The sequence below is a fragment of the Erwinia sorbitola genome (assembly GCF_009738185.1).
In the GTDB taxonomy this organism is placed as follows: domain Bacteria; phylum Pseudomonadota; class Gammaproteobacteria; order Enterobacterales; family Enterobacteriaceae; genus Erwinia; species Erwinia sorbitola.
In genome coordinates, this window is sequence record NZ_CP046509.1 from 972,254 (window position 1) to 986,634 (window position 14,381).

Annotated in this window: 10 protein-coding genes; 9 read left to right on the forward strand and 1 reads right to left on the reverse strand. The window is 52.0% G+C overall.

The genetic code is table 11. The features are described 5' to 3' along the window. Window positions 1-69: 69 nt before the first annotated feature. From surE to rpoS, 4 genes are all read left to right on the forward strand, one after another. Window positions 70-831, forward strand: coding sequence for a 5'/3'-nucleotidase SurE (surE, locus tag GN242_RS04355; protein ID WP_133846016.1), 762 nt, complete (start codon window positions 70-72; stop codon window positions 829-831). Beyond that, a complete protein-coding gene (locus GN242_RS04360; protein ID WP_154753634.1) occupies window positions 825-1,451 on the forward strand; it encodes a protein-L-isoaspartate(D-aspartate) O-methyltransferase in 627 nt (208 codons plus the stop codon). The genes surE and GN242_RS04360 overlap by 7 nt, the downstream gene beginning before the upstream one ends. 165 nt (window positions 1,452-1,616) lie before the next feature. Next, entirely contained in the window at window positions 1,617-2,729 is a 1,113-nt protein-coding gene (nlpD, locus tag GN242_RS04365) for a murein hydrolase activator NlpD (protein ID WP_154753635.1), read from the forward strand. A gap of 50 nt (window positions 2,730-2,779) precedes the next feature. Then, window positions 2,780-3,772 (forward strand): RNA polymerase sigma factor RpoS, encoded by a 993-nt coding sequence (gene rpoS / locus GN242_RS04370; RefSeq protein WP_154753636.1) that lies wholly within the window; start codon window positions 2,780-2,782, stop codon window positions 3,770-3,772. A gap of 101 nt (window positions 3,773-3,873) precedes the next feature. Here the strand turns inward: rpoS and narL are convergent, their stop codons facing one another. Beyond that, window positions 3,874-4,545, reverse strand: a complete 672-nt coding sequence (gene narL / locus GN242_RS04375; RefSeq protein ID WP_154753637.1) for a two-component system response regulator NarL — start codon at window positions 4,543-4,545, stop codon at window positions 3,874-3,876. 746 nt (window positions 4,546-5,291) lie between these two features. Between narL and GN242_RS04380 the strand changes: the two genes are divergently transcribed. From GN242_RS04380 to narJ, 5 genes are all read left to right on the forward strand, one after another. Then, the gene (locus GN242_RS04380) at window positions 5,292-6,608 is read left to right on the forward strand and encodes an OprD family outer membrane porin (RefSeq protein ID WP_154753638.1); all 1,317 of its coding nucleotides are present in this window, start codon (window positions 5,292-5,294) and stop codon (window positions 6,606-6,608) included. Window positions 6,609-6,931: 323 nt separating this feature from the next. Continuing rightward, window positions 6,932-8,320 carry a NarK family nitrate/nitrite MFS transporter gene (locus tag GN242_RS04385; RefSeq protein WP_154753639.1) on the forward strand — a complete coding sequence of 463 codons (1,389 nt, stop codon included), beginning with the start codon at window positions 6,932-6,934 and terminating at the stop codon, window positions 8,318-8,320. 36 nt (window positions 8,321-8,356) lie between these two features. Further along, on the forward strand, window positions 8,357-12,118 hold the full coding sequence (locus GN242_RS04390; RefSeq protein WP_154753640.1) for a nitrate reductase subunit alpha: 3,762 nt from the start codon (window positions 8,357-8,359) through the stop codon (window positions 12,116-12,118). Then, the gene (narH, locus tag GN242_RS04395; RefSeq protein WP_154753641.1) at window positions 12,115-13,662 is read left to right on the forward strand and encodes a nitrate reductase subunit beta; all 1,548 of its coding nucleotides are present in this window, start codon (window positions 12,115-12,117) and stop codon (window positions 13,660-13,662) included. The genes GN242_RS04390 and narH overlap by 4 nt, the downstream gene beginning before the upstream one ends. Further along, a complete protein-coding gene (gene narJ, locus GN242_RS04400) occupies window positions 13,659-14,381 on the forward strand; it encodes a nitrate reductase molybdenum cofactor assembly chaperone (protein ID WP_154753642.1) in 723 nt (240 codons plus the stop codon). The genes narH and narJ overlap by 4 nt, the downstream gene beginning before the upstream one ends.

A 14,381-nucleotide genomic window follows, 5' to 3' on the forward strand; every position in this document is an offset into this window, starting at 1 on the left:
GAAGCCCCGCAGAATATCAGTGAGTTTCCGGGGTGAGGTGAACAAAATTTATCAACAGGTTAGGTATCAATGCGCATTTTGCTGAGTAACGATGACGGTATCCATGCGCCAGGCATTCAGACGTTGGCAAAAGCGCTGCGTGAGTTTGCTGAAGTTCAGGTTGTCGCCCCAGACCGTAATCGTAGCGGGGCCTCAAATTCGCTGACGCTGGAGACGCCGTTGCGTACCTTCAACTATCCCAATGGGGATATTGCGGTACAGATGGGAACGCCAACGGACTGCGTCTATCTGGGGGTAAATACCCTGATGCGTCCGAAACCCGATATTGTGGTTTCTGGTATTAACGCTGGCCCCAATCTCGGTGATGATGTGATCTATTCAGGTACCGTGGCTGCGGCAATGGAAGGCCGGCATCTTGGGCTGCCCGCGCTGGCGGTCTCCCTTGACGGCCACGTGCACTATGATACGGCGGCAGCGGTGACCTGCTCCATCCTGAAAGCACTGCTGCGTGAGCCGCTGCGTACCGGGCGTATTCTCAATATTAACGTGCCGGATCTCCCTCTCGACCAGATCAAAGGGATACGCGTGACCCGCTGCGGTAGCCGTCATCCCAGCGATCAGGCGATCCCTCAGCAGGATCCGCGTGGTAATACGATGTACTGGATTGGCCCGCCGGGCGAAAAGCTCGATGCCGGTCCGGACACCGATTTTGCTGCCGTTGATGAGGGCTATGTATCGGTGACCGCACTGCATGTCGATCTTACCGCTCATGCCGCGCAGGAGGTCGTCTCTTCCTGGTTAGCCAACGTTGAGGTCAATCGCGAATGGTAAGTGGGCGAATAGAGACACTGTTGACGCAGTTGCGACAGCTGGGAATCGAAGACGAACGGCTGCTGAAAGCTATTGAGGATGTGCCGCGCGAACGCTTTGTGGATGAAGCGTTTGAGCATAAAGCGTGGGAAAATACCGCGTTGCCTATCGGTTCGGGGCAGACGATTTCCCAGCCATATATGGTCGCAAAAATGACCTCGCTGCTGGCATTAACACCGGCATCCCGCGTGCTGGAAATCGGCACCGGTTCGGGCTATCAAACAGCAATTCTGGCCCATCTGGTAGAGCATGTTTGCTCAGTCGAGCGAATTAAAGGGTTGCAGTGGCAGGCTAAACGCCGCCTGAAGCAGCTCGATCTGCATAATGTTTCTACCCGTCATGGTGATGGCTGGCTTGGCTGGCCATCGCGCGGGCCGTTTGATGCAATTATTGTGACTGCGGCTCCGCCGGAAATTCCTGAAGCATTAATGTCCCAGCTCGATGAGGGCGGTATTATGGTGCTGCCGGTAGGTGAAGAGCAGCAGGTTTTGCAGCGGGTGCGCCGTAAAGGCGATGAATTCATCATCGATACCGTCGAAGCCGTACGTTTTGTGCCGCTGGTGAAGGGTGACCTTGCCTGATCTCGGCATAACCAGGATATTTCTATACAACTGTTTCATGGCACGCAGTGACTGATATTGCTAGTATCTGACTAAATTTGCACATGCGGGCTTTGCTGCCGTCAGCCGTGTTGCTGTAATGAAGTATATTTTTTTCGTAAAAGTATTGCCGTCATGGGGGATTTAATGAGCACGGGAAGCCCAGTATTTAAGTTACGCCGTATTGCGGCCGTTTCATTGGTAGGATTTTGGCTGGCAGGTTGTAGCAGCAGCGATAACGCACAGGCCCCCATCAGCTCCGTTGGCGGAAATGACTCCGGCATGATGAGCAGTAACTCCGGTAACTCTGGCATGACCAGCAGTGCCTCCGGCGGCAATGGCGGGTTTATTCGTCCTGCGCGTCCGCCTGCTTCAGGTGGCGGGATGGTTTCTTCCGGCTCGGCCAGTCAGAATCAGAATGTGGTCATGGAAAATGGACGCATTGTGTACAACCGCAGTTATGGGAATATTCCGAAAGGTAGCTATGGTGGCGACACTTACACGGTAAAACGGGGTGATACGCTATTCTATATTGCCTGGATTACCGGCAATGATTTCCGTGATTTGGCTCAGCGAAATAACGTCTCCGCGCCTTATGCGCTCAATGTTGGCCAGCAATTACAGGTAGCTAACGGTTCAGGTACGCCTATCACCGGCGGCAATGCGGTGACGGCGGCAGACGCTAATGCAGGCGGCATGACCACTGCATCTACAGGGTCACAAATGAAAGCGGGAACGGTTGCACACCAACCGGTAATTACGTATTCTGAGGATTCAGGTACAACAAGTGAAGGCAAAATGCTGCCTTCGTCCGGTAAAACTGCTGCAACGACAACAGTTCCGGTTACCGCCCCGACCGTCAGTAGCACAACCGACAGCACAACCCCAGTGGGTAGCTGGCGTTGGCCGACAGACGGTAAGATCATCGATAACTTCTCTGCTTCCGAAGGTGGCAATAAAGGTATCGATATCGCGGGATCGCGTGGTCAACCCGTCATTTCCACCGCTTCTGGCCGTGTGGTTTATGCCGGTAACGCTCTGCGCGGTTACGGTAATTTGATTATCATCAAACATAATGATGACTACCTGAGTGCTTATGCCCATAACGACTCCATGCTGGTCCGTGAACAACAAGAAGTGAAAGCGGGTCAGAAGATCGCCACTATGGGTAGTACCGGCACGAGCTCGGTTAGATTGCACTTTGAAATTCGTTACAAGGGGAAATCCGTAAATCCGTTGCGTTATTTACCGCAACGTTAATCCGGCAGAACCCTGGTGTTCTGCCCTGAGATCACGGGTAGGAGCCGCTTATGAGCCAGAATACGCTGAAAGTTAACGAGTTAAATGAAGACGCGGAATTCGACGAAAACGGAGCTGAGGTTTTTGACGAGAAGGCCCTTGTTGGAAATGAACCTGGTGATAACGACTTAGCAGAAGAAGAGCTGTTATCCCAGGGCGCAACACAGCGCGTGCTGGATGCGACGCAGCTCTACTTAGGAGAGATTGGTTACTCTCCGCTGCTTACGGCAGAGGAAGAAGTATTCTTCGCTCGTCGTGCACTGCGTGGTGACGTTCCATCTCGTCGCCGCATGATCGAAAGTAACCTGCGTCTGGTGGTTAAGATTGCCCGTCGTTACAGCAATCGTGGTCTGGCACTGCTGGATCTGATTGAAGAAGGTAACCTCGGTCTGATCCGCGCCGTAGAGAAGTTTGACCCGGAAAGAGGGTTCCGCTTCTCAACGTACGCCACCTGGTGGATTCGTCAGACGATTGAACGGGCTATCATGAACCAAACCCGTACCATCCGCCTGCCGATTCATATCGTGAAAGAGCTGAACGTTTATCTGCGAACTGCGCGTGAACTTTCCCATAAGCTCGACCATGAGCCAAGTGCGGAAGAGATTGCACAACAGCTGGATAAACCAGTTGATGATGTCAGCCGGATGCTGCGTCTCAACGAACGCATTACTTCAGTTGATACGCCTCTGGGCGGGGATTCTGAAAAAGCGCTGCTGGACATCCTGGCCGATGAAAAAGATAACGGCCCGGAAGATACCACGCAGGACGATGATATGAAGCAAAGCATCGTAAAATGGTTGTTCGAACTGAACGCCAAGCAGCGCGAAGTATTGGCACGTCGTTTCGGCCTGTTGGGTTACGAAGCGGCCACGCTGGAAGATGTAGGCCGTGAAATTGGTCTGACCCGCGAGCGTGTACGCCAGATTCAGGTTGAAGGCTTGCGCCGCCTGCGTGAGATTTTGCAGGCTCAGGGATTGAGTATTGAAGCGCTGTTTCGCGAATAATTAACGCGAATCCTGTTGTACAGGTAGCGTGCAACAATCTGATTAAACAGTAATGCCATAGACGGTGACTTCGGTCACCGTTTTTTTTTGCCTTAAATACCTTAAACTTCACCGTATTGCAGTGCCCAGACAGCGGCTTCTACGCGTGATTTTATATTCAGCTTCTTCAGCAGATGTTTGACATGAACCTTCACGGTGCTCTCACTTATTCCCAGGCGGCGGGCAATCAGCTTATTACTTAAGCCCTGGGCTATCAGACGCAGAACATCGCGCTCACGCGTGGTGAACTCCGGTTTCAGCGCCTGAACCTGCGGGCGCTGCTGGCGCAAACTGGCCGCCAGCAGTGAGGGGAGGGTGTTGCTAAGTACCAGTTCCCCGGCAGCTGCCCGATGCAGGCACTCCAGCAGGCTCTCTGGCTCCATATCTTTCAGCAGATAGCCATCTGCCCCGCGTTTCAATGCATTAATCACATCATCTTCGTAGTCTGAAACGCTGAATACCACGATATGCCCGCAGGCATCGATTGCCCGCAGCTGCTCCAGCGTTTCCAGCCCGTTCATACCGGGCATATTGAGGTCGAGCAAGATTAAATCTACCTCAAGCTGCTCTGCCAGTACCACACCGTCGGCCCCGTTGCTGGCTTCCCCCACAACCTGGAGACGCGAATCGAGACTGATAAGCTGTTTGAGTCCGCTACGGATCATCGGGTGGTCATCGATCAGTAATACACTGGCGGGCTTGGTGGAGAGCACCTGCGTAAGCTGTGTTGTCATCCTGTCTTCCTGCTAGTGGCTTCGACGAGTTTTATCATCAGGTTAAGTATGTTTTTTTGCTATGCCCTGGATCAAGGCCGATAGAAAAGGTCAAAGAATCAATACCGGCAACCTGTGAGCACTTTTATTGATATAAGTTGAGCCAGTATAATAAGTTATAAATAATAATGATTAATAATGCGGTTAAGGTGGTTAATAAGGATAAAAAGATAAGCGATAGTATTTAAGTATTAACCTAACTCTAACGGGGTGTGTAAGTAATTAATAGCATACAGTGATATTTTAAGTGGTGATATATTATATGATAATGATCACATTTCAGATTTTAAGTACTAAATTGTGGATGTTTTTTTCGCCCTCTGGTGTTAACGTTTGAAGCGTTGGGTTGTTACTGTTAAAAACAGGCAAAACCTGCATCGTGCATATTGAATCAACGCCTCGTAAAAGAGCTGGTGTTATTCGATATCTGGTGCGGGTTTTTTTATTTTCTGCGCTAAGGAAAAATCTATAACAGATGGCTGTTAAATACAGGCAGTGCTGATAATACAGCGGGGCAGGCTGTATTAGTATAATTTGAGATTGATAATTGTTCGCATCGGATGCGACAACACAGGATTAGCTCAGGTCTTTTCTGATAACTAATAATGTTTTTTCTTCAGTATTTATGGGGTGAATAGTTTATCCCTTTCTATAGCTCAATTCTTCAGGGGGAGGGTGAAAATGAAATCAGTCATTTTAAAGTAATAATGATTGTGCTGATTATTCCAGCACAGGTGTGGGCGGAAGTGGATAAGGATAATAATATTAAAAATGGGGAGCCTGGTTGGCTGTTAAACGATCCATTTTTCAGCCAGTCGCATATGAATGTATCATTAAAAAATTATTGGAAAACTCTTAATGAAAAGGAATCTGGTACAAAAAGAATTCACAACGCATGGGGCCAGGGGTTTGGGTTTGATTTTAAATCGGGCTATTTTGCTGGCATTATCGGTTTTGATGCGACTTTTAATAGTGCGGTAAAACTGGGGGCCAGTACTTATTTCAATACGCGAGGCGTATTGTACAGTAAAGGCAGTGGCAATAAAAAAAGTAATGCAGCAGGCTACTCCAAATTCAGTGAGCGCTACATGAAGCTGAGATACAAGGTTGCAGATGTTAAACTGAAGGGGCGCTGGGGCTGGCAGACAATAAAAAGCTTCGGTGTGATCACTAACTCTACCCGTCTCTCCTCAACAACCTATCAGGGAGTGACCGGATCAGTCGGATATGGTGATTTGACGTTGCGTGGTGCCTATATAAATCGCTCTATGGATCGTAACTCACCTGATAAAAAACGCTTCCAGACCAATACTGGGAAATATATCAACCATATCGCCAGCGGCGATGTGCTCTGGAACAGCGACAAGCTTAATATCCAATATGGTTTTGGTGAAAGTGAAAATTATCTGCGCCGTAATATATTACGAGCTAATCTGAAACCGGAAAAAAACCTTGATTTAGGCATCCAGATATATGGTACCCATGCGGAAGAAGAGTATAAAAAAATGCCAGCTGCCAAACGCGATTTTGATAATAATGCGTGGCACTTTGCAGTAGATGCAAAATGGCGAGGTAAAAACTGGAGTAGTAAGTGGGGGCTGGGTTATACCGATGCAAAAAAGGCGCATGAAGTGGGTTTTTATCCTCGTCATATGAGTAAGAACTCGCGTGGGACATTTACCTCAATGGCCTATGCGGGTAGTGACTATTTGCGTGATGGTGAACTGATGCTGTCCACAATATCCGATTATAATTTGACACCGGATCTGGCAGTAGGGGTGGCGGGTAATATTGGTCAGTTTAACTATAAAGGTAACCATGTTCGCACCGGGGAAATTAATTTTTTTACCCGGTGGGTTCCGTCGGATCCGACGCTGAAAAACCTGACGGTATGGGCGATGTTTGGCCCGGGCTGGTCATATAAGATGAATAAGAAAACCCCGATACTGACTAAAGGTCATTATACCCGGGAACCGTTACTCTCTTCTGAAATGATTATTGAGTATAAATTCAACATTTTCTGATTACCAGTCTCGCAATATCCGCGAGGCTTTTTTATTTTATGTATAAACCATCTCTTATCATAGCCAGGAAAATTCGGCGTTTATATGCGTACCACTTTAGGGTTAGACCTGAATAGTTGCCTGCTGACTTTCAGGCAGTGTTAGAGGTTATAGTTACTCCAACTCAATGAATTTTAATAATATTTATTTTATTACTCCTCACTATTGAATATACCTCTTTATTGCATCGGAATTATCACCTGCTTTCCAGTTGATACATGTCAATTCAGTTCACTCATCAGATACCCAAGATATGCTGATTCTATACAGACACCGAGAGAATTATGTCGAAAATTAGCTCATCTTCAGGGAAAGAAAAACATGCGGTGATTCAGGACTGGCAGCCTGAAAACGCCGAGTTCTGGCAACAGACCGGCAAACGTATTGCCAGCCGAAACCTATGGATCTCCGTGTTCTGCCTGCTCCTCGCGTTCTGCGTCTGGATGCTGTTTAGTGCAGTGGCGGTCAATCTTAATAAAGTGGGTTTTAACTTCACCACCGATCAGCTGTTTCTGCTGACCGCGCTGCCATCTGTTTCCGGTGCGCTGCTGCGGGTACCCTACTCATTTGTGGTGCCGGTTTTCGGTGGCCGTCGCTGGACAGCCTTCAGTACCGCCCTGTTGCTGGTGCCCTGTATCTGGCTCGGCTTTGCCGTGCAGAATCCCGCCACGCCTTTTGCCGTATTTGTAGTGATTTCACTGCTGTGTGGTTTCGCCGGGGCTAACTTCGCCTCCAGCATGGGCAATATCAGCTTCTTTTTCCCTAAGTCTCATCAGGGAGGGGCGCTGGGAATCAACGGTGGTTTAGGCAACCTGGGTGTCAGCGTAATGCAGCTGTTTGCTCCGCTGGCTATTTCAGTGGCGCTTTTCGGCTGGTTTAGCGAGCCATCACCCCTTGCAGAAGAGGGATTGTGGCTGGAAAACGCCGCCTGGATGTGGGTGCCGTTACTACTGATTGCGACTCTGGCAGCCTGGTTTGGTATGAACGATCTGGCGGCGGCAAAAAGCTCGCTGCGTCAGCAGCTGCCGGTGTTGAAACGTGGCCATCTGTGGATTATGTCGCTGTTATACCTCGCGACGTTCGGCTCTTTTATCGGCTTCTCCGCTGGCTTTGCCATGCTCGCCAAAACACAGTTCCCCGATGTCGTCATTATGCATTACGCCTTCTTCGGCCCGTTTATTGGTGCACTGGCTCGCTCGGTAGGCGGCATTATCTCCGATCGTCTTGGCGGCGTACGTGTCTCGCTGTTTACCTTCATCCTGCTGGCGGTGTTCTGCGCGCTGCTGTTCCTGACCCTGCCAGGTGAAGGAAAGCCAGGCTCATTTATCGCCTTTTACAGCGTGTTTATGGTGCTGTTCTTTGCGGCCGGGTTGGGCAGTGGTTCCACCTTCCAGATGATTGCTGTGATCTTCCGCAAAATTACCATTGACCGGATTAAAGCTGAAGGTGGCAGCGATGAAGTCGCACAGCGTGAAGCTGTTACCGATACCAGTGCTGCACTGGGCTTTATCTCGGCAATTGGTGCACTGGGTGGGTTCTTTATTCCACAAACCTTCGGGATGTCACTGTCACTCAGCGGCTCACCTGCCGGAGCGATGAAGGTGTTTTTGCTGTTTTATCTGATCTGTATCGCGCTGACCTGGCTGATTTATGGCCGTAAAAAAACGAAATAAGCGCGAACATCTTTTAAGTTTTTTGGAGCATGTCGAATGAGTAAGTTTCTTGATCGGTTACGTTATTTTAAACAGTTGGGTGAAACGTTTTCCGGTGAGCACGGACAGACGCTGAACACCAATCGCGACTGGGAAGACGGCTACCGCAGCCGCTGGCAGCATGACAAGATTGTCCGCTCAACCCACGGTGTAAACTGTACCGGTTCATGCAGCTGGAAGATCTATGTCAAAAATGGTCTGGTGACCTGGGAAACCCAGCAGACAGACTACCCGCGTACCCGGCCAGACCTCCCTAACCATGAACCGCGCGGTTGCCCACGAGGTGCCAGCTACTCCTGGTATCTCTACAGCGCCAACCGTCTGAAATATCCGCTGGTGCGTAAACGCCTGATCAGCCTCTGGCGTGCGGCGAAAGCGCAGCATAGCGATCCGGTACTTGCCTGGCAGTCTATTGTCGAAAATCCTGAGCAGGCGAAAAGCTATAAAGAGGCCCGTGGGCGTGGGGGATTTGTCCGCTCCGACTGGCAGGAAGTGAATGAGCTGATTGCTTCTGCCAATATCTACACGGCGAAAACCTTTGGCCCTGACCGTATTATCGGCTTTTCGCCAATTCCGGCGATGTCGATGGTCTCGTACGCCGCAGGTTCACGTTATCTCTCTCTGATCGGCGGGGCCTGCCTGAGCTTTTACGATTGGTACTGCGACCTGCCGCCAGCGTCACCAATGACCTGGGGCGAGCAGACCGATGTGCCGGAGTCCGCCGACTGGTATAACTCTGCCTATATTATCGCCTGGGGCAGTAACGTGCCGCAGACCCGTACCCCGGATGCCCACTTCTTTACCGAAGTGCGCTACAAAGGTACCAAAACCGTGGCGGTAACGCCGGATTACGCCGAAATTGCCAAACTTTGTGACCAGTGGTTAAGCCCGAAACAGGGTACAGATAGCGCACTGGCGCTGGCGTTCGGCCATGTGATCCTCACTGAATTCCACCAGCAGCGTGAAGTGGAATATTTCCGTAACTACGTGCGACAGTACACCGATATGCCAATGCTGGTGCTGCTGGAGCAACGTGAGGGAGGTTACTACGCGGCCGGACGTATGCTGCGCGCCAGCGATCTGGTTGATGGACTGGGGCAGGAGAATAACCCGCAGTGGAAAACCATCGCCATTAATCAGCAGAACGGAGAGCTGGTTGCTCCGCAGGGATCAATCGGCTACCGCTGGGGTGAGAAAGGCAAGTGGAACCTTGAACAGCGCGAAGGGAAAAATCAGCAGGAAGTGGAGCTACAGTTAAGCCTGCTCGGCCAGCATGATGAGCTGGCTGAAGTCGGATTCCCGTACTTTGGCGCAATTGATAATCCGAATTTCAACAGCGTACAGCTGGATGAAATTCTGCTGCATAAGCTGCCGGTTAAACGTCTGCAACTGGCCGATGGTTCCAGTGCCCTGGTGACCAGCGTGTACGATTTGACGCTGGCGAACTATGGTATTGAGCGCGGTCTGAATGACGACAACTGTGCTGCCAGCTATGACGAAGTAAAAGCCTACTCCCCGGCCTGGGCTGAACAGATTACCGGTGTACCGCGCCAGAATATCGTCCGTATTGCCCGTGAATTTGCTGAAACAGCCGAGAAAACCCGTGGTCGTTCAATGATTATTGTCGGTGCCGGTCTTAACCACTGGTACCACATGGATATGAACTACCGTGGTCTGATTAATATGCTGATCTTCTGCGGCTGCGTGGGGCAGAGCGGTGGCGGCTGGGCGCACTATGTTGGCCAGGAGAAACTACGTCCGCAAACCGGCTGGCTGCCGCTGGCGTTCGGCCTTGACTGGCAGCGTCCGCCGCGCCAGATGAACGGTACATCGTTCTTCTATAACCACTCCAGCCAGTGGCGTTATGAAACCCTGCGTACCGATGAACTGCTGTCGCCGTTGGCCGATAAGTCGCGCTATGGCGGCAGCCTGATCGACTTTAACGTGCGCTCCGAACGTATGGGCTGGCTGCCTTCCGCGCCGCAGCTCAACACAAACCCATTGCAGCTGGCCGCCCAGGCTCAGGCTGCGGGGAAAACACCGCTGGCGTTTACCGTGGACGGCCTTAAAGATGGCAGCCTGCGTTTTGCCGCTGAACAGCCGGATAATCAGCAGAACTTCCCGCGTAACCTGTTCGTCTGGCGTTCTAACCTGCTAGGTTCCTCCGGTAAAGGGCATGAGTATTTGCTGAAATACCTGCTGGGTACTGAAAGCGGCGTACAGGGTGGCGATCTGGGGCAGCAGGGGGGCGTTAAACCGCAGGAAGTGGAGTGGCAGGATAACCCGGGCGAAGGCAAGCTCGACCTGGTCGTCACCCTCGATTTCCGTATGTCGAGCACCTGTCTCTATTCGGATATCGTATTGCCGACCGCTACCTGGTATGAAAAAGACGATATGAATACTTCGGATATGCATCCGTTTATTCATCCGCTGTCTGCGGCGGTAGATCCTGCCTGGGAGTCCCGCAGCGACTGGGAAATCTACAAAGGTATAGCGAAAACCTTCTCTGAACTCTGTGTTGGCCATCTGGGTAAAGAGACTGACGTGGTGCTCCAGCCAATTCAGCATGACTCTGCCGCTGAACTCGGGCAGCCGTTCGAGGTGCAGGAGTGGCATCGCGGTGAGTGCGACCTGATTCCGGGTAAAACCGCCCCGCACATTGTAACCGTTGAGCGTGACTATCCGGCAACCTGGGAGCGCTTTACTTCTCTTGGGCCTCTGCTGGATAACCTCGGTAATGGTGGTAAAGGCATCAGCTGGAATACCCAGGCTGAAGTCGACTTCCTGAAGCAGCTCAACTATGTCAAAGCCGATGGCCCGGCAGTCGGGCGGCCAAACATTAACAGTGCAATTGATGCTGCTGAGGTGATTCTGTCGCTGGCACCAGAGACCAACGGTCAGGTAGCGGTGAAAGCCTGGCAGGCGCTGGGTGAATTCACCGGGCGTGACCATACCCATCTGGCGCTGAACAAAGAAGATGAAAAGATCCGCTTCCGCGATATTCAGGCGCAGCCGCGTAAGATTATCTCCAGCCCGACCTGGTCAGGCCTTGAAGATGAGCATGTCTCCTATAACGCAGGCTATACCAACGTTCATGAGCTGATCCCATGGCGTACCCTGAGCGGTCGTCAGCAGCTGTATCAGGATCATCAGTGGATGCGTGACTTTGGTGAGAGTCTGCTGGTGTACCGTCCGCCGATTGATACGCGTACGGTAGAGCCGTTGCTCAATAAAAAACCGAACGGCAACCCTGAGATGGCGCTGAACTTCCTGACGCCGCACCAGAAATGGGGTATCCACTCAACCTACAGCGACAACCTGCTGATGCTGACGCTGTCGCGCGGCGGGCCAATTGTCTGGCTGAGTGAGGTTGATGCGCAGCAGCTTGGCATTGAAGATAACGACTGGATCGAAGCGTTTAACGCCAACGGCGCGTTGACGGCGCGTGCAGTCGTCAGCCAGCGTGTCCCGAGCGGCATGACCATGATGTATCACGCCCAGGAACGCATTGTGAATATTCCTGGTTCGGAGATCACAAGCCAGCGCGGCGGTATTCATAACTCGGTAACCCGCGTCTGCCCTAAACCGACGCATATGATTGGTGGCTATGCACAGCTGGCTTACAGCTTTAACTATTACGGCACGGTGGGATCTAACCGCGATGAGTTTGTAATTGTCCGTAAAATGAACAATATCAATTGGTTAGATGGTGAAGGCAACGATGATTGCCAGGGCAGTCAGCAGGAGGCAGGTCAATGAAAATTCGTTCTCAGGTCGGGATGGTGCTTAACCTCGACAAATGTATCGGCTGCCACACCTGTTCGGTAACCTGTAAAAACGTCTGGACCAGCCGGGAAGGGACTGAATACGCCTGGTTTAATAACGTGGAAAGTAAACCTGGCGTGGGTTTCCCCCATGCCTGGGAGGATCAGGAAAAATGGAAGGGCGGTTGGATCCGTAAGATCAACGGCAGGCTGGTGCCACGCATGGGCAGCCGCGTTGGTGTGCTGTCGAAAATCTTCGCTAACCCCGATGTTCCGGGGCTGGATGATTATTACGAGCCATTCGATTTTGACTATCAGCACCTGCATAACGCCCCTGCCGGTAAGCATCAGCCGATCGCCCGTCCGCGCTCACTGATCACCGGTCAGCGTATGAAGAAGATCGAAAATGGCCCGAACTGGGAAGAGATCCTCGGCGGCGAGTTTACCAAGCGTTCGCAGGATAAAAACTTCGATCATATTCAGAAGGAGATGTACGGACAGTTTGAAAACACCTTCATGATGTATCTGCCGCGCCTGTGTGAGCACTGTCTGAACCCGGCCTGTGTGGCAACCTGTCCAAGCGGGGCGATTTACAAGCGCGCGGAAGATGGCATCGTGCTGATCGACCAGGACAAGTGCCGCGGCTGGCGTATGTGCATTACCGGCTGCCCTTACAAAAAAATCTATTTCAACTGGAAGAGTGGCAAATCAGAAAAATGTATTTTCTGCTATCCGCGCATTGAATCCGGACAGCCGACCGTCTGCTCCGAAACCTGTGTCGGGCGCATCCGATACCTGGGCGTTCTGCTGTATGACGCCGATCGTATTGAGCAGGCAGCGTCGGTGGAGAACGAGAAAGATCTCTATCAGAGCCAGCTGGATGTGTTCCTTGATCCACACGATCCGGAAGTGATTGCTCAGGCTCTTAAAGATGGCGTACCGCAGAGTGTGATCGATGCGGCGCAGCAGTCTCCGGTATACAAAATGGCGATGGACTGGAAGCTGGCGCTGCCGCTGCATCCTGAATATCGCACCTTGCCGATGGTCTGGTACGTGCCACCGCTGTCTCCAATTCAGTCAGTATCTGACGCCGGACAGCTGGGCCACAGCGGCGTACTGCCGGATGTGGAAAGCCTGCGCATTCCGGTGCAGTACCTGGCGAACCTGCTGACCGCAGGAGATACCGAACCGGTGTTGCTGGCTCTGAAGCGACTGCTGGCGATGCGTCATTATAAGCGTGCCGAGACCGTTGATGGTGTGCACGATATCAGAGCGCTGGAGCAGGTAGGCCTGAGCGAGGCGCAGGCGCAGGAGATGTATCGTTATCTGGCGATTGCTAACTATGAAGATCGCTTTGTTATCCCGACCAGCCACCGTGAAATGGCCCGTGAGGCGTTCCCGGAAAGCAAAGGCTGCGGCTTCAGCTTCGGCGATGGCTGCCACGGCAGTGACGGTAAATTTAATCTGTTCAACAGCCGCCGTATCGATGCTATCGATATTACGAAGAAAACGCCTCAGCAAACGGAGAACAACTCATGATCGCCCTGCGAATCATTGCCCGTTTGCTCGACTATCCGCAGCAGGACTTTATCGATCATCAGGATGAAGTGCTTGCTGCGCTGGCGCAGGCGGAGGAGCTTGATGCAGCACAGCGCGATCTGCTGACCGGGATTATTCAGAGTGCCGCCGCCCGACCGTTGCTGGACAGGCAGGCGGAATACTGCGAACTGTTCGATCGCGGCAGGGCCACGTCGTTGTTGTTGTTTGAACATGTGCATGGCGAGTCACGGGATCGTGGTCAGGCGATGGTTGATCTGCTGGATCAGTATCGCGCTGACGGGCTGGATCTGAACGCGAAAGAGCTGCCGGACTTTTTGCCGCTCTATCTGGAATATCTGGCACAGGGTGATGAAGCTCGCGTTCGCCGTGGTCTGCTTGATATCGCACCGATACTCGCGCTGCTGGCGGCTCGTTTGCAACAGCGGCAGAGCGAATATGCGCCGCTGTTCCCTCTGCTGCTGGCGCTTTCCGGCAGTGAAGCCGATCCTCAGCTGCTTCAGCAGCAGGTCGCTCAGGAAACGCGAGATGACACGCCCGCCGCGCTGGACGCGGTATGGGAGGAGGAACAGGTGGCATTTATTGCCCAGCATAACCCTGGTGGTGGCTGTGAAGTTGCACCTAAACAGCATTCCGCTGCGGCAGTGATGCCACAGTACCTTGATATTTCAGCAGCAAGCATCGCGGCGGAAGGAGAGTAA

Excerpts from the sequence above, each read along its gene's own strand:
- GN242_RS04390 (WP_154753640.1), top strand. The coding sequence starts at position 8,357 with ATGAGTAAGTTTCTTGATCGGTTACGTTATTTTAAACAGTTGGGTGAA.
- narH (WP_154753641.1), top strand. The coding sequence starts at position 12,115 with ATGAAAATTCGTTCTCAGGTCGGGATGGTGCTTAACCTCGACAAATGT.
- rpoS (WP_154753636.1), top strand. The coding sequence starts at position 2,780 with ATGAGCCAGAATACGCTGAAAGTTAACGAGTTAAATGAAGACGCGGAA.
- narL (WP_154753637.1), bottom strand. The coding sequence starts at position 4,545 with ATGACAACACAGCTTACGCAGGTGCTCTCCACCAAGCCCGCCAGTGTA.
- GN242_RS04380 (WP_154753638.1), top strand. The coding sequence starts at position 5,292 with ATGATTGTGCTGATTATTCCAGCACAGGTGTGGGCGGAAGTGGATAAG.
- GN242_RS04385 (WP_154753639.1), top strand. The coding sequence starts at position 6,932 with ATGTCGAAAATTAGCTCATCTTCAGGGAAAGAAAAACATGCGGTGATT.
- surE (WP_133846016.1), top strand. The coding sequence starts at position 70 with ATGCGCATTTTGCTGAGTAACGATGACGGTATCCATGCGCCAGGCATT.
- GN242_RS04360 (WP_154753634.1), top strand. The coding sequence starts at position 825 with ATGGTAAGTGGGCGAATAGAGACACTGTTGACGCAGTTGCGACAGCTG.
- nlpD (WP_154753635.1), top strand. The coding sequence starts at position 1,617 with ATGAGCACGGGAAGCCCAGTATTTAAGTTACGCCGTATTGCGGCCGTT.
- narJ (WP_154753642.1), top strand. The coding sequence starts at position 13,659 with ATGATCGCCCTGCGAATCATTGCCCGTTTGCTCGACTATCCGCAGCAG.